Origin of the sequence: Microbacterium sp. 18062, from assembly GCF_902706225.1 — a bacterium.
In the GTDB taxonomy this organism is placed as follows: domain Bacteria; phylum Actinomycetota; class Actinomycetes; order Actinomycetales; family Microbacteriaceae; genus Microbacterium.
The window spans coordinates 1-13,778 of sequence record NZ_CACSKB010000031.1 but is presented as its reverse complement, the minus strand read 5'-3'; the positions used below and the strand labels follow the sequence as shown (position 1 = coordinate 13,778).

The window sequence follows — 13,778 nt, the reverse complement described above, 5'->3', positions numbered from 1 at the left end:
GTCGCTCCTTCGCGGTGACCGGCCCTTCGCGGTGACCGGTAATATGTTGTGATTCGCAACATACTACACTGGGACGATGAGCGCGACCCGGATGCGGCGGCAGAACCTCGCCGCGATGCTCGAGCTTCTCCACCTCGACGGCCCGCTCACCCGAGCGGCCCTCACCGAGGCGAGCGGCCTGAACCGCTCGACGATCGGAGACCTCGTCGCAGGCCTCGTCGCGCACGGACTCCTCGAGGAGCGCGCTCCGGATGCGGCGCGGCGGGCCGGACGGCCGTCGCCGGTCGTCGCGATCACGGCGCAGACGGTCGCGGTGGCGGCGAACCCCGAGGTCGATGCGATGACCGTGGCGGCCATCGCGCTCGACCGGACGGTGCTCGTCCGGGAGCGGATCCGGTGGCGGAGCGCCCCCACGCCGGAACACGCCGCGGCGGTGCTCGCCGAGCGGATCGAGGCGTGGCGGGCCGGGCCGCTCGCCGGACGCCGCGTGATCGGCACCGGGATCGCCGTTCCCGGGCTCGTCCGCGCCGAGGACGGCGTGGTGCGCGACGCGCCGCACCTGCACTGGCGGGAGGTGCCCCTGGCCGCGATCGTGCATGCGGCGACGGGCCTCGCCGCCACGGTCGGCAATGACGCGAGCCTCGGGGCGCGGGCCGAGCACCTCTTCGGCGCGGCCCGTGGCGCCGAAGACGTCGTCTACCTCAACGGCGGCGCGAGCGGCATCGGCGGCGGCATCATCGCGCACGGCACGATGATCGGCGGGTCGGGCGGGTATGCGGGCGAGTTCGGGCAGAACCGACCGGGCATCGAGGATGCCGCGGACCGCCGGGTTCCGGGCGGCGTCCTCGAGGACGAGGTCAGCCGCGCACGTCTGGTCGCCGCCGTCGCGGGTGCCCGTGCGGGCACAGATGCGGATGCCGGTGCGGATGCGGATGCCGGTGCGGATGCGGATGCGGCCGGTCCGGGCGACCCCGGCGAGCCGGCATCCGACGCGGGCGAACGCTCCGGCGAGCAGGCTCCCGACGACACCGCCCTCGCCGCGCTCATCGAACACGCCACGGATGCCCCCGCCCTCGCCGAGGTCGCGCGCCAGCGGCGGATCCTCGCCACGGCGCTCGCCAACGCCGTCAACGTGCTCGATCCCGCGGTGGTCGTGCTGGGCGGCTTCCTCGCCGCCCTGACCGCGGGCGCCCTGCCCGAGATGATCGCCGCCGTGCGCGCGCAGGCGATGCCCGCCTGCGGCGAGCGTCTCGACATCCGTCTCGCGTCCCTCGCGGAGGACCGACTGCTCATCGGCGCCGCCGAGCTCGCGTTCGTACCATTGCTCGCCGATCCGCTCGGCGCCTGACCCGGGCGGCCAGAACCGCGAGACTGCAGCGGCGCGCCGAGACCGCGGGGAAACCCCACGGTCTCGGCGCTCCCGTGCAGTCTCACGACCCCGGACGCAAACCGTCCGGACAGTGCACTTTGCGCGCGTCCCGGAGTATCGTCGCCTGTGAACGGAAGGCGCGACATGTCCCTCGACACGCACACGAGCTACGACCAGGACGACCTGCAGACCAAGGCCCGCGATCACCTGTGGATGCACTTCGCCCGGCAGTCGGTCATGACCGAGGGCTCGGGCGTCCCCATCATCGTGCGCGGCGAGGGCCATCACATCTGGGATGCCGCCGGCAAGCGCTACATCGACGGCCTCGCCGGGCTCTTCGTCGTGAACGCGGGCCACGGCCGGCGGCGCCTGGCCCAGGCGGCGGCGAAGCAGGCCGAGCAGCTGGCGTTCTTCCCGATCTGGTCGTACGCGCATCCGGCGGCGGTCGAGCTCGCGGACCGGCTCGCCGATCTCGCCCCCGGTGACCTGAACCACGTGTTCTTCTCGACCGGCGGGGGCGAGGCGGTCGAGACCGCGTTCAAGCTCGCGAAGCACTATTGGAAGCTCGTCGGCCGGCCGCTGAAGCACAAGGTCATCTCGCGAGCGATCGCCTACCACGGCACCCCGCAGGGCGCCCTCGCGATCACCGGGCTCCCCGGCATGAAGTCGATGTTCGAGCCGGTGACGCCGGGCGGCTTCCGCGTGCCGAACACGAACTACTACCGCGCGACCGAGATGGGCTTCCCGGGAGGGACCGAGGAGGAGTTCGGCCTGTGGGCGGCGAACCGCATCGAGGAGATGATCCTCTTCGAGGGCCCCGAGACGGTCGCGGCGGTGTTCCTCGAGCCGGTGCAGAACTCGGGCGGATGCTTCCCGCCCCCGCCCGGCTACTTCCAGCGCGTGCGCGAGATCTGCGACACGTACGACGTGCTGCTCGTCAGCGACGAGGTGATCTGCGCTTTCGGCCGCATCGGCGAGTACTTCGCGAGCGACGCGTTCGGCTACCAGCCCGACATGATCACGTTCGCCAAGGCGCTGACCAGCGGATACTCCCCCGCCGGCGGCACGATCGTGAGCGACCGCGTCTACGAGCCGTTCTCGACCGGCACGACGAGCTTCCCCCACGGCTACACGTTCGCCGGCCACCCGGTCTCGGCCGCCGTGGCTCTTGAGAACCTCGACATCTTCGAGGAGGAGGGACTCAACGCGCACGTGCGCGACAACTCGCCGCGCTTCCGCGCGACGCTCGAGAAGCTGAAGGACCTTCCCATCGTCGGAGACGTGCGCGGCGCCGGCTACTTCTTCGGGATCGAGCTCGTCAAGGACAAGGCGACGCGCGAGACGTTCGACGACGACGAGTCCGAGCGACTCCTGCGCGGCTTCCTGTCGAAGGCGCTCTTCGACGCCGGGCTCTACTGCCGCGCCGACGACCGGGGCGACCCCGTGATCCAGCTGGCCCCGCCGCTCACGATCGGACAGCCCGAGTTCGACGAGATCGAGCAGATCCTGCGCGGCGTGCTGTCGGAGGCCTGGACGCGCCTCTGATCAGCGGATGCGGCATCCGGTGCCGGCGCAGGTCGCTGAGCCAGCGCAGTGAGACGAAGTGCCGAGCGGGACGAGCTCCACGCGACCCTTCGTCTCGTCGCTGCGCTCCTCGCTCAGGGACCGGCGAGTCGGGCGCGATCGGCTCACGGGACCCGGGGCACCAGTTCACCGTCGACGACGTCGATGCCGGGGACCTCCGCGAAGACCCCGGGGGTGCTCTCGGCGGTGGGGGGCGCCGGCGGCGGGTCTTCGGATATCGGGTCGTCTGGCCTGGTGGACACGGGCAACACCTCCTGCGGATCACCCCACGATGCCGCAGTACGGCGAACTGGGGCATCCCCCTTGACAGGTCCTGGGGGCGGGCATACTCGCCTGACCGGCGAGCGCTCCTCTCTCAGCGGCCGCGAGCGCAGCGAGACGAAGCGTGAGGACTTTCGGGTCAGCTGCTCAGCGCCCCTGCGGGGCACTCCGTGGGGTGGGGAAAGTCCAGGCAATGCGCCTGTTCAACAGAACCGGGGCGCGGAGACTTTCGGGTCAGGCGGACTGTTCGGCAGGCTCGTCCGGCGGCTCAGGAACGATCGTGAGGCCGGAGGGTCCGGATGCGGCGAGCATCAGCTCCTCGACCCAGGCGCGGTTGATCTTGGGCTGGCGGCTTCCGTAGAAGTGGAACTGCATCGGCACCGAAGGGTGCACCCAGAAGCTGCGACGGCCGCTGCCGTCACCGATCTCGACGTCGAACATGAAGGGCTCGCCGCGACGCAGCTTGTTCATCACCACGATGCGCAGGTGCGAGAGCGTACGGTCCTCGATGTCGACCGCGTTCGCGTTGCTGTCGTAGATGAATCGGCCCACAGTTGGAGCATAGGGCAGACCCGCGCGAGCGAAGAACCCACCCGTCCCGCGCCGCACGTCTGCGAACGCACCCCGCGCGCGCCTGCTCCGGACACGCTCGCCCACGCTCGCCCACGCTCGCCCACGCTCGCCCACTAGGGTGGGCGCATGGGAACGATCCACTACGGCGGGGGCGGCGCACCGATCCACATCGAGGATCGCGCGCTCGCGCATCTGAAGGTCGTGATCGCGACCAAGCTGCGCCGAGGCGAGAGCTTCACCCTCTCGTGGCGGCACCCCGAGGGCCAGCCCCACGGGCGCAGCACGCTGTGGCTGCATCCCTCGATCCCGCTGCGGTTCGTCTTCGACGATCCCGAGCCCGCGATGCTGAGCCGTGAGTGGATCGAGGAGCTCGCGAACTCGGCGAACTCCTCGGGCGGCATCATGCTCGTCGCCGAGCACTTCGACACGGCGGATGCCTCGGCCCCGACCGCCGAGAGCTGACCCGAAAGTCCTCACGCTTCGTCTCGCTGCGCTCGCTCAGCGACCGTGCTTTTCCCACCCCACGGAGTGCCCCGCAGGAGCGCCGAGCAGCTGACCCGAAAGCCTCCCCGGCGGGGGGATTTCGTATCCTTCGTCGGACGTCAGCGACCCAGGCCGCTGACCCGCCCGCCGGCCGTCAGCCGGCGATGCGCACGAGCATCTTGCCGACGTTCTCGCCGCGCATCATCCCGAGGAACGCCTCGACGCTGTTCTCCACCCCGTCGACGATCGTCTCGTCATAGGCGATGCGGCCCTCCGCGAGCCATCCGGTCATCCGCTCCTGGAACTCCGGCGCACGGTGCGCGTGGTGACCGACCGTGAAGCCGCGCAGCGTCAGCGACCGGGTGATGAGGTTCGACATGTTGCGGGGGCCGGTGGGCGCCGCATCCGCGTTGTAGTCCGAGATCGCCCCGCACAGCGCCGCCCGGCCATGATCGTTGAAAGCACCGATGGCCGCCTCTAGGTGCTCGCCGCCGACGTTGTCGAAGTAGACGTCGATGCCGTCCGGAGCCGCCTCGCGCAGCTGCGCGGCGATGGGACCCTGCGTGTAGTCGAACGCGGCGTCGTAGCCGTACTTGTCGGTGAGCAGCGCCACCTTGCGCGCGGATCCCGCGGAGCCGACGACGCGTCCGGCGCCGAGGAGCCTCGCGATCTGCCCGACGGCCGTGCCGACCGCACCCGCCGCACCCGAGACGAAGACGGTGTCGCCAGCGCGGAGCCCGGCGATGTCGACGAGCCCGACGTAGGCGGTCAGCGCCGTCATCCCGAGCATGCCGAGGTACAGCGACAGCGGCAGACCGGGAAGCTCGGGGACGACCCGGAACCCCGCCGCGTCCTCCTGCACGACGTCGCGCCAGCCGTAGGCGTGTAGGACCACCGCACCCACCGGGATCTCGGGGCTCGTGGACTCGACGACGCGGCCGATGGCCCCGCCGGTCATCGTCTCGCCCAGAGCGTAGGGCGCGACATAGCTCTTCGCATCGTTCATCCGGCCGCGCATGTACGGGTCGACCGAGAGGAACGCGTTCCGCACGCGCACCTGGCCGGGCTCGAGGTCGCCGTACTCGACGCGCTCCGTGCGGAAGTCACCCGGCTCTGGCCAGCCCTTCGGCCGGCGGACGAGCTGGATCTGGGCGCTGATGGCAGGGGCCATGGGGGTCCTTTCGGGATCCGGATGCGGCGCTCAGAGCGCGAGACCGAGGGCCAGCGCGACGACGCCGACAAGGGGGAGGACGAGCTGGACGAGGGCCGCACGCGCCTTCGAGGGGCTCGAGATCAGCAGCACGAGGCCGGCCGCCACCATCGACCCCGCGCCGATGAAGACCAGCGTCGCACCGGCGGTCGTCCACCCGAGGACGACGAGCACGATGCCGAGCGTGACGGCGATCGCGAGGAACAGGTTGTAGAAGCCCTGGTTGAACGCGAGCGCACGCGTGAGCCGTGCCTCCTCGTCGGTGCGCACGCCGAAGGTGCGCCGGGCGCGGGCACCGGTCCACACGATCGACTCCAGCCAGAAGATGTAGACGTGCACGATGGCCGCGAGGCCGGCGAACACGAGCCCGACGATGACCATGTGATCCTCCGGTGGTTCAGACTGTCCACCATATTCCGGAAAAGTCCTCATTCCGGAGGACTCGTCCATACTCCGGAGGATTCGTCGCCCCTCAGTCGTCGGATGGAGTGCGGGCTCGACGCCTTATCAGGCCCCGGCAGGCATCATCCGCGGCACGGATCCGACGACTGGCGACCCAATCGCCCGACCACCCGCAGGAATCGCACTCAGAACGCGAGCGGCCCCCAGGTTCCCGGCGCGGGGAGCGGCGCACAGCGCACGTCGACACCGTCCGGCCCGACGCTCGCGACGCAGACGAGCAGCGACAGCGTCGGGATGCCGATGTGCCGGTGGTCGCGGATGATCGCGCGATCGTCGGTCGCGGCGAGCGCCGCGCTGCGATCGATCACCGCCAGCCACTCGTGCCACCATCCACCCTCGGTCGCGGCGCCGGTGCCAGCCACGGCGAACTCCGGCAGCCAGGCCGTGATGCGCGCCGTCTGCGGATCGTCGACGTCGTCGTGCGCGATCATGTGCGTACCCGGGGCGAGCCCGGTCGCGCGGCGCGCGACGCCGTCCCACGAGACGACCCGGGATCCGCTCGCGTCGATCTCCAGCAGGTTGAACCCGCGGGTGCGGGGCGCCGCATCCAGGCTCTCGCCCGCGGCCGACGCAAGGGGGAGAGTGCCACGCGAGAGCGCCGCGTCGTCGGGGAGCGTGCCGTCGTCCTCGCGGTTCAGCAGGACGGCGAGCCGGGACGCCGCGGGGTCGGCCGCCAGCCACGCGCCGCCCGCCCGTGCGTCGCGCACGCCGACCAGGCCCGGGTGGGTCTCGGGCCACCAGGTGCCGAGGGGATCCCACGGACGCTCAGGATCCTCGTCGCGGACCGCGATCATCCGGGTCGGATGCCGCGGGTCGTCGGGCACGCGGACGACAACGGTGCACATGCGGAGCAGGTCTCCTTCGAGCGGGCCGGGCGGACGGTGGATGCCGAGCGGGCGGGTGCGGCGATCGGGGTGAGCGGAGCGTGCGAGAATCGAGCCGTGTTCGTCGTCGTCGGAGTCACGGGTGGGATCGCCGCGTATAAGACGGTACAGCTCGTGCGCGAGCTGATCCGCGCGGGCCACGACGTGCACGTGATCCCCACCGACGATGCACTGCGGTTCGTGGGGCTTCCGACGTGGGAGGCCATCAGCCGCAACCCCGTGACCACCTCGGTGCACGACGACGTCGCCCGGGTACGACACGTCTCGCTCGGCCAGCGCGCCGACCTCGTCGTCGTCGCCCCGGCGACGGCGAACACCCTCGCGCGCATGGCCGCCGGTCTCGCCGACGATCTGCTGGGCACCACCCTGCTCGCCACCACGGCGCCCGTCGTCGTGGCGCCCGCGATGCACACCGAGATGTGGGGGCATCCGGCCACCGTCGCGAACCTCGCGACCCTGCGCGAGCGGGGCGTCCACGTGGTGGGGCCCGCCGACGGCGAGCTGACCGGCGGAGACAGCGGACCCGGCCGCATGAGCGAACCGGAGGAGATCGCCCGGTTCGCCCTCGGCCTCGTCGATGCGGACGTCCGCGATCTCGCCGGACTCCGGGTCGTCGTCACCACCGGCGGCACCCGGGAGCCCATCGATCCGGTGCGCTTCGTCGGAAACCGCTCGAGCGGACGGCAGGGCGTCGCCGTCGCCCTCGCCGCCGCCGATCGCGGCGCGGACGTGCACGTCGTCGCAGCCCACGTCGACGCACATGTCCTGGCCGCAGCATCCGCCCACCCGCGGATCACCCTCTCTCGCGCCGGCACGACCGCCGAGCTGCAGACTGCGACGACGGATGCGGCCGCCACCGCCGACATCGTCGTCATGGCCGCCGCCGTCGCGGACTACCGGGTCGACCGGGTCGCGGACCGCAAGCTCAGCAAGGACGGCTCGGACGGCACGCTCACCCTCACGCTGGTGGAGAACCCGGACATCCTCGCGGGCCTCGCGGCCGAGCGTCGGCCCGGGCAGACGATCGTGGGCTTCGCCGCCGAGACGGCGACCGGCGACGAGCTGCTCGAGCGGGGACACCGCAAGCGCGCCCGGAAGGGCGTGGACCTGCTGGCCGTGAACGAGGTCGGCTGGCAGCACGGCTTCGAGGTCGAGGAGAACAGCCTGCTCCTGCTCGCCGCGGACGACGACGCCCCGGCCCCCGTGCGCGGCACCAAACGCCGGGTCGCCGACGCGCTGTGGGATGCGGTACTGCTCCTGCGCTGACCCCGCTACCCCCCTTTCCCCGCTCCCGCTCCCGCTCCGCCGACTCCGCGAACCCACTCGTTCCGCGCGAGCCCACACGTTTGTTGCGGCGGGAGTGTGTGGGCTCGGCGGAAGCATGTGGGTTCGCGGGGTGGAGCTCTGGGGGTCGGGGCGCAAGGAGGGCGGCGTGCCGATCGGCATCGCGGTCTCGGGCGACAGCTCGATCGAGCGCTTCGCCCCGCTCGGCGACCATCTCGTCGCCGTCGAGCCCGACGCGGATCTCGTCGCCGGCTGGGATGCCGCGCACGACGGCGCGTCGCGGAAGATCGGGCAGATCCCGATCAGCTGGGATACCGATCCGGATGCGGCCGTCGCCCGCGCCCACGACCAGTTCCGCTGGTTCGGCGGCGGCTGGAGCGTCAACGCCGACCTACCGACCCCGGCCGGCTTCGCCGCGGCCTCGCAGTTCGTGCGGCCGGAGGACGTCGCCGACGCCATCGCGTGCGGACCGGACCTCGACGCCCTCGCGGAGAGCGTGCGCCCTTTCCTCGACGCCGGGTTCACCGACGTCGCGATCGTGCAGATCGGCGACGCGCAGCAGGAGCGCTTCGTCGCCGAGGTGGCGGCCCCTCTGCTCGAGAGGCTCCGCGCGCTCTGATCCCGCCGGTCCCGCCCGTGTCCGCCGCGTGCGTACGAGGGCCGGGGCGCCGCTCAGGAGATCGAGTCGCGCATGTCGTCGAAACCGCCGGCGCGTCCCGGCGAGCGCACCCAGTCGAACACGATCTGCGTCTCGGTGGAGGCCACCGCCGGATCCATGCTGAGCCTGGTCGCCACGAAGTCCCGCAGCTGCTCGGGCGACGTCGTCACGACATGGATGAGAAAGTCGGTCTGACCGCCGAGGAAGTAGATGTTCAGCACGTTCGGCAGCTGCGCGACCTTCGCCGCGTAGGTCTTGATCGCGGGGCGCGCCTGCGCGCGCAGGCGCACCCCGACGATCGCCTGCAGCGGCAGGCCGAGCGCGGCAAGATCCACGTCGGCGTGCGACGCGCCCAGCACTCCGGCGGCACGGAGCGCGCGCACCCGCGCGTGCGCGGCCGATGGCGAGAGCCCGACCCGCGCTGCCAGCGCGGCATTGGTCAGGTCGGCATCCCGGCGCAGCTCCCAGAGGATGCGCTCGTCGGTCTCGTCGATCTGACGTTTCTGCGCACCGGCGGGGTCGGTCGCCGCCATCAGCGCAGAATCTTCCGTGAGATGTCCACGTGATGAAGACTATTCGGATGGGCGCGACAGAATGCAATGTTTCTCCTATATTCGAGCCGCCGCCGACTGACACGAACGAGGAGAAGCCATGCGCATCGGTGTTCCCGCCGAGGTCAAGAACCACGAGTACCGCGTCGCCGTCACCCCCGCGGGCGTGCACGAGCTGGTGAAGCACGGGCACACCGTCACGGTGCAGACGGGAGCGGGCGCGGGCAGCGCCATCCCGGATGCCGACTTCGTCGCGGCCGGCGCTCTTCTCGGCGACGCCGCCGCCGCGTGGGAGAACGAGCTCGTCCTGAAGGTCAAGGAGCCGGTCGCCGCCGAGTACGGCTACCTGCGCGACGATCTGACGCTGTTCACCTACCTGCACCTCGCGGCGGACGAGCCGCTCGTCGACGCCCTGCTCGCCGCCGGCACGACGGCGATCGCCTATGAGACCGTGCAGCTGCCGGACCGTTCGCTGCCGCTGCTCGCGCCGATGAGCGAGGTCGCGGGACGGCTCGCGGTGCTCGCCGGCGGCTACCATCTGCTCGGCTCGCAGGGCGGCCGCGGGGTGCTCCTCGCCGGTGTCCCGGGAGTGCGGCCCGCGAAGGTGACGGTGATCGGCGGCGGGATCGCCGGCACCAACGCGATCGCGCAGGCAGTGGGCCTGGGCGCGGACGTCACGGTGCTCGACCTGTCGCTCCCTCGCCTGCGGGCGATCGACGACCTGTACAGCGGGCGGGTGCGCACGGTCGCGTCCAGCGCCTACGAGATCGATCACGCGGTGCTCGAGGCCGATCTGGTCATCGGCGCCGTGCTGATCCCCGGCGCGAAGGCGCCGAAGCTCGTCTCGCACGAGCTCGTCCTGCGGATGAAGCCCGGCAGCGTCCTCGTCGACATCGCGATCGATCAGGGCGGATGCTTCGAGGACTCGCGGCCGACCACCCACGATGCGCCGACGTACCGGGTCGGCGACGCCATCCTGTACTGCGTCGCGAACATGCCCGGCGCGGCGGCGGGCACCTCGACTCCGGCGCTGACCAACGCGACCCTCCCCTACGCGCTCGCCCTCGCCGACAAGGGGTGGGAGCGCGCGGTCGCCGACGACGCGGCGCTCGCGAAGGGGCTCAGCACGGTGGCGGGCCGGATCGCGGGACCGGGCGTCGCCGCGGCGTTCCCGGCGAAGCCCGCCGCCTGACGTCCCGCCCGCCGGAGCCGCGAGACTGCACGTGGGCGCCGAGACCGTGGGGTCACCCCGCTGTCTCGGCGCTCCGCTGCAGTCTCGCGCGCGAGGGGGGAGGGGTGAGCGCCGTGCGGACGTCCTCCATCGTCTGCAGCGTGATCCGCGTGCGCTCGATGTCCTCGCTCGCCGTCGCGCCGGTGCGGATGAGCTCCACGAAGCGCTGCACCTCGCCGGCCATCGGGTGCGGCGGCGCGTCGACGATCCGCTCCGAGACGGCGCCGTCGATGCCGCGCCGCACGAGGCGACGGGGACTCGCGATCTCGTCGATCAGAAGCGTGGCGTCCTCCCCCTGGATCTCGCTCGGCCGGCCGGAGTCCGTGATCTTCGAGTACGCGATGTCGGCGACGAATCCCGGGTAGCCGAGCAGGGCGATCCCCGCACCGTCCACGCCCGCATCGAGGGGAACGGATGCGGCCTGCACCGACTGCGGCGCACCGAACTGCAGGACGAGGGCATGGATGCCGTAGACGCCGAGGTCGGCGAGCGCCCCGCCGCCCATCGCCGGATCGAAGATGTTCACCCGCTCGCCCGCCAGCACCGCCGAGTAGCGCGACGACCGCTTCTCGTAATGGAACGAGACGCGCCGGATCACACCGAGCGAGGGCAGCAGCCCGCGCACGGCAGCGGTGCCCGGGTCGTAGGCGGTGCGCATCGCCTCGAGCAGCACGAGTCCGGCGCGCGCGGCCTCGCCCGCGAGGGCACTCCACTCCGCGGCCGTGCCGACCGCGGGCTTCTCCACCAGCACGTGCTTCCCCGCAGCGAGCGCCCGCCGCACCTGCTCGGCGTGCACGGCGTTCGGTGAGGCGACATAGACCGCATCGATGCTCGGGTCGGCAAGGACCGCGTCGAGCCCGTCCCCGGATGCGGGCGCCCCGATCTGCTCGGCGAACGCCCGCGCCCGCTCGGCATCTCGCGAGTACACCGCGGCGATCTCGATGCCCTCCACTGTGCGGACGGCGGCGGCGAAGGCGACGGTGATGACGCTGGTCCCGATGGTGACGATGCGGATCATGATCATCGATCGTATGCACCGCGCTCTTCGTCTCGTCACCACGCCCCTCGCGCTCAGTGCCCCTCGCGCTCAGGGACCGGAAGAGGGAGGCTTCCGCATCAGCTGCTCCGCGCCTCGTCGGGCAGCGACGCCACGGGGATGACGAGCACGTCCTGCATCTTCCAGTCCATGTCGGCGAGCACGCGCCGGGTCTGCTCGACCTCCTCGAGCGACACCTTGCGGCGTCGCGGCACGACGAACGCCTCGATGTGGAACACCTGCCCCATGTCCCGCATCCGCACCGCCGACTCGCGCACCCAGGGCAGGGCGTCCAGGTGCTCGACGATCCGCTCGATGAGCGGATGCGGCCGTGCGTCGTCCTCGGTGCGGGCGCGCTGGTCGATGAGGTCGAGCACGGCGGCGCGGGCGTTCTTGATGCCGTCCCAGATGATGCCGAGCGAGATGAACAGCGCGGCCACGCCGTCGAGCCACCACCATCCGATGCCGACGCCGAGGACGCCGACGATCGAGGCGACGGTCGTCGTCCAGTCGGCCTTGGCCATGTCCGCATCCGCGTACAGCACCTTGTTGTGCAGTTTCGGCGCGAGCTTCGCCTTGGCGTGCCCGTAGAAGAACGGCCCGATGACGATGACGCTCATGACCGCGACCATGAACCAGCCGAGCCACACCGTCCGACCGAAGACCTGCACCGTGCCGATCGCCGGATGCTCCGCCCGCACGAGCCCCATGATCGACTCGATCGCGAGGCTGCCGCCCACTGCGAGCAGGGCGACGCCGGCGACGAGATGACCGACCCCCATCACCCGGTGGAGGCCGTACGGGAACCGCTTCGACGGCGGACGGCGGATCACCAGCAGCGCGAGCAGGAACGCGATCTGCGGGATGAGCGAGAGCATGTCCTCGATCCACGCGGTCTTCATCGCCTGCGAGCCACCGACGACGAGCGCGATCACCGCGATCGTGACGGTGGTGTAGCCGATCGTCACCCACTCCCAGACGATCGCACTGCGCAGCGCCTGCTGCTGCTCGGGCGGCAGATCGGTGCGTCCCATCGATCTCATCCGCCGACCTCCGCGTCCAGATACCGCTCCAGCGCGGCCTGCAGCGCGTTCTCACCCATCGGCATCAGCACGACGACGGATGCTCCGCCGCTGCCCTCGACGCCGGAGTACCCGCGTGACACCGACACCGCGTCGACCCAGGGCGTGGCATCCGTCATGCCGCCGATGGCGAGGTCGAGCGCGCCGGCGACGAGGTCGTCGACCAGGTCCTCCTCGCTGCCGACCGTCCACTCGACGCGGGCGTCGCGCTCGTCGGCGAACCCCTCGATCAGATCGGGCAGCGGACCGGACACGTCCCGCTCGGACACCCGCACGAGCTCGTCCGCCGGCGACGCCCCGACCCGCAGCACGCCGCCGGTGATGCGGTCGAGGGTGCCGTCGGGGTCGGCCGGGATCTGCAGCCCGCACCCCGAGAGCGCCAGCGCCGCCACGGCGGCCACGGCGGCGACCGCGAACCGGATGCGGGTCCGTGACCCTCGTGCCATGGTGTCCTCCGTCAGACGACGTTAGGAGACGGCTGCGTCCTGCGACATGGTCTTGACATCGGCCGGCGCGGGCCGCGGGGGCCGGCGCAGGCCGCGAGACTGCACGTGGGCGCCGCAGTCTCGCGGGTGAGGAGCGTTCCCCGAGCGCCACACGGCCGGGTATCGTCGGAGGCCCGAGGGAGAGGACGATCGTGCCCGATGCCGCTGAACTTGCCCAGCAGGCGCTGCACCGGGGCCTTCGCGTGGCGGTCGCGGAGTCGCTGACCAGCGGCCTGGTCTGCAGCGCGGTGGGAACCGCGGAACGCGCCGCGGAGTGGTTCGCGGGCGGCGTCGTCGCCTACACCGTGGCGACCAAGCAGCGCGTGCTCGGGGTCGAGCCCGACGTCGATCCGTGTTCGCCGCAGTGCGCGATGCAGCTGGCCGACGGCGTACGGGAGCTGCTCGGCGCCGACATCGCGGTCTCGACCTCGGGAGTCGGCGGCCCGGATGCGGATGGTGGACACGCCCCCGGCACGGTCTACCTCGGGTGGGCGACCGCGGACGACCACGGCGACCATCTGCTGCGCCTCGAGGGCTCGCCCGAGGAGGTCGTCGCGGAGACGACGCGACGGGCCGTGCGCCTGCTGACCGTCCTCGCCCGCGGCGAGCACCCCGCCCCCTGACC

The 13,778-nt window shown here is 71.7% G+C and carries 16 protein-coding genes; 7 read left to right on the top strand and 9 right to left on the bottom strand.

What is annotated here, in order from left to right; all coding sequences use genetic code 11:
• Positions 1-76: 76 nt before the first annotated feature.
• Positions 77-1,348: an ROK family transcriptional regulator gene (locus GVL03_RS12250; RefSeq protein WP_159501287.1), complete on the top strand. Its 1,272-nt coding sequence runs from the start codon at positions 77-79 to the stop codon at positions 1,346-1,348.
• A gap of 165 nt (positions 1,349-1,513) precedes the next feature.
• A complete protein-coding gene (locus GVL03_RS12245; protein WP_159501286.1) occupies positions 1,514-2,914 on the top strand; it encodes an aspartate aminotransferase family protein in 1,401 nt (466 codons plus the stop codon).
• A gap of 143 nt (positions 2,915-3,057) precedes the next feature.
• On the opposite strand, the gene GVL03_RS12240 is transcribed toward GVL03_RS12245, so the two are convergent.
• Entirely contained in the window at positions 3,058-3,195 is a 138-nt protein-coding gene (locus tag GVL03_RS12240) for a hypothetical protein (RefSeq protein WP_159501285.1), read from the bottom strand.
• A gap of 253 nt (positions 3,196-3,448) precedes the next feature.
• Positions 3,449-3,766, bottom strand: coding sequence for an ATP-dependent DNA ligase (locus tag GVL03_RS12235; RefSeq protein ID WP_159501284.1), 318 nt, complete (start codon positions 3,764-3,766; stop codon positions 3,449-3,451).
• Between the two features lie 147 nt (positions 3,767-3,913).
• On the opposite strand from GVL03_RS12235, the gene GVL03_RS12230 reads away from it, so the two are divergent.
• On the top strand, positions 3,914-4,249 hold the full coding sequence (locus tag GVL03_RS12230) for a hypothetical protein (protein ID WP_159501283.1): 336 nt from the start codon (positions 3,914-3,916) through the stop codon (positions 4,247-4,249).
• A 175-nt stretch (positions 4,250-4,424) separates the two neighbouring features.
• Here GVL03_RS12230 and GVL03_RS12225 read toward each other — a convergent pair whose 3' ends face one another.
• The 3 genes from GVL03_RS12225 to GVL03_RS12215 all read right to left on the bottom strand — a co-directional run bounded on the left by GVL03_RS12225 (position 4,425) and on the right by GVL03_RS12215 (position 6,787).
• A complete protein-coding gene (locus GVL03_RS12225) occupies positions 4,425-5,441 on the bottom strand; it encodes an NADP-dependent oxidoreductase (protein WP_159501282.1) in 1,017 nt (338 codons plus the stop codon).
• Positions 5,442-5,471: 30 nt separating this feature from the next.
• Positions 5,472-5,861, bottom strand: coding sequence for a DUF1304 domain-containing protein (locus GVL03_RS12220; RefSeq protein ID WP_159501281.1), 390 nt, complete (start codon positions 5,859-5,861; stop codon positions 5,472-5,474).
• 206 nt (positions 5,862-6,067) lie between these two features.
• Positions 6,068-6,787, bottom strand: a complete 720-nt coding sequence (locus GVL03_RS12215; protein WP_159501280.1) for an NRDE family protein — start codon at positions 6,785-6,787, stop codon at positions 6,068-6,070.
• Between the two features lie 96 nt (positions 6,788-6,883).
• Between GVL03_RS12215 and coaBC the strand changes: the two genes are divergently transcribed.
• On the top strand, positions 6,884-8,092 hold the full coding sequence (coaBC, locus tag GVL03_RS12210) for a bifunctional phosphopantothenoylcysteine decarboxylase/phosphopantothenate--cysteine ligase CoaBC (protein ID WP_159501316.1): 1,209 nt from the start codon (positions 6,884-6,886) through the stop codon (positions 8,090-8,092).
• Between the two features lie 166 nt (positions 8,093-8,258).
• Complete coding sequence (locus tag GVL03_RS12205) at positions 8,259-8,729, top strand: hypothetical protein (protein ID WP_306770335.1); 471 nt, start codon at positions 8,259-8,261, stop codon at positions 8,727-8,729.
• Between the two features lie 53 nt (positions 8,730-8,782).
• On the opposite strand, the gene GVL03_RS12200 is transcribed toward GVL03_RS12205, so the two are convergent.
• Positions 8,783-9,301 carry an Lrp/AsnC family transcriptional regulator gene (locus GVL03_RS12200; protein WP_159501279.1) on the bottom strand — a complete coding sequence of 173 codons (519 nt, stop codon included), beginning with the start codon at positions 9,299-9,301 and terminating at the stop codon, positions 8,783-8,785.
• A 118-nt stretch (positions 9,302-9,419) separates the two neighbouring features.
• Between GVL03_RS12200 and ald the strand changes: the two genes are divergently transcribed.
• Positions 9,420-10,511 carry an alanine dehydrogenase gene (gene ald, locus GVL03_RS12195; RefSeq protein WP_159501278.1) on the top strand — a complete coding sequence of 364 codons (1,092 nt, stop codon included), beginning with the start codon at positions 9,420-9,422 and terminating at the stop codon, positions 10,509-10,511.
• Positions 10,512-10,563: 52 nt separating this feature from the next.
• On the opposite strand, the gene GVL03_RS12190 is transcribed toward ald, so the two are convergent.
• The 3 genes from GVL03_RS12190 to GVL03_RS12180 form a co-directional block, all read right to left on the bottom strand.
• On the bottom strand, positions 10,564-11,568 hold the full coding sequence (locus tag GVL03_RS12190; protein WP_159501277.1) for a Gfo/Idh/MocA family protein: 1,005 nt from the start codon (positions 11,566-11,568) through the stop codon (positions 10,564-10,566).
• Positions 11,569-11,666: 98 nt separating this feature from the next.
• Positions 11,667-12,629: a cation diffusion facilitator family transporter gene (locus tag GVL03_RS12185; protein ID WP_159501276.1), complete on the bottom strand. Its 963-nt coding sequence runs from the start codon at positions 12,627-12,629 to the stop codon at positions 11,667-11,669.
• Positions 12,626-13,114: a hypothetical protein gene (locus GVL03_RS12180; protein ID WP_159501275.1), complete on the bottom strand. Its 489-nt coding sequence runs from the start codon at positions 13,112-13,114 to the stop codon at positions 12,626-12,628. Before GVL03_RS12180 ends, GVL03_RS12185 begins: the two co-directional genes overlap by 4 nt.
• A gap of 191 nt (positions 13,115-13,305) precedes the next feature.
• Between GVL03_RS12180 and GVL03_RS12175 the strand changes: the two genes are divergently transcribed.
• Complete coding sequence (locus GVL03_RS12175; RefSeq protein ID WP_235038146.1) at positions 13,306-13,776, top strand: CinA family protein; 471 nt, start codon at positions 13,306-13,308, stop codon at positions 13,774-13,776.
• The last annotated feature ends 2 nt before the right edge of the window (positions 13,777-13,778 follow it).

Excerpts from the sequence above, each read along its gene's own strand:
- GVL03_RS12250 (WP_159501287.1), top strand. The coding sequence starts at position 77 with ATGAGCGCGACCCGGATGCGGCGGCAGAACCTCGCCGCGATGCTCGAG.
- GVL03_RS12245 (WP_159501286.1), top strand. The coding sequence starts at position 1,514 with ATGTCCCTCGACACGCACACGAGCTACGACCAGGACGACCTGCAGACC.
- GVL03_RS12230 (WP_159501283.1), top strand. The coding sequence starts at position 3,914 with ATGGGAACGATCCACTACGGCGGGGGCGGCGCACCGATCCACATCGAG.
- GVL03_RS12225 (WP_159501282.1), bottom strand. The coding sequence starts at position 5,441 with ATGGCCCCTGCCATCAGCGCCCAGATCCAGCTCGTCCGCCGGCCGAAG.
- GVL03_RS12220 (WP_159501281.1), bottom strand. The coding sequence starts at position 5,861 with ATGGTCATCGTCGGGCTCGTGTTCGCCGGCCTCGCGGCCATCGTGCAC.
- GVL03_RS12215 (WP_159501280.1), bottom strand. The coding sequence starts at position 6,787 with ATGTGCACCGTTGTCGTCCGCGTGCCCGACGACCCGCGGCATCCGACC.
- GVL03_RS12200 (WP_159501279.1), bottom strand. The coding sequence starts at position 9,301 with ATGGCGGCGACCGACCCCGCCGGTGCGCAGAAACGTCAGATCGACGAG.
- ald (WP_159501278.1), top strand. The coding sequence starts at position 9,420 with ATGCGCATCGGTGTTCCCGCCGAGGTCAAGAACCACGAGTACCGCGTC.
- GVL03_RS12190 (WP_159501277.1), bottom strand. The coding sequence starts at position 11,568 with ATGATCCGCATCGTCACCATCGGGACCAGCGTCATCACCGTCGCCTTC.
- GVL03_RS12185 (WP_159501276.1), bottom strand. The coding sequence starts at position 12,629 with ATGAGATCGATGGGACGCACCGATCTGCCGCCCGAGCAGCAGCAGGCG.
- GVL03_RS12180 (WP_159501275.1), bottom strand. The coding sequence starts at position 13,114 with ATGGCACGAGGGTCACGGACCCGCATCCGGTTCGCGGTCGCCGCCGTG.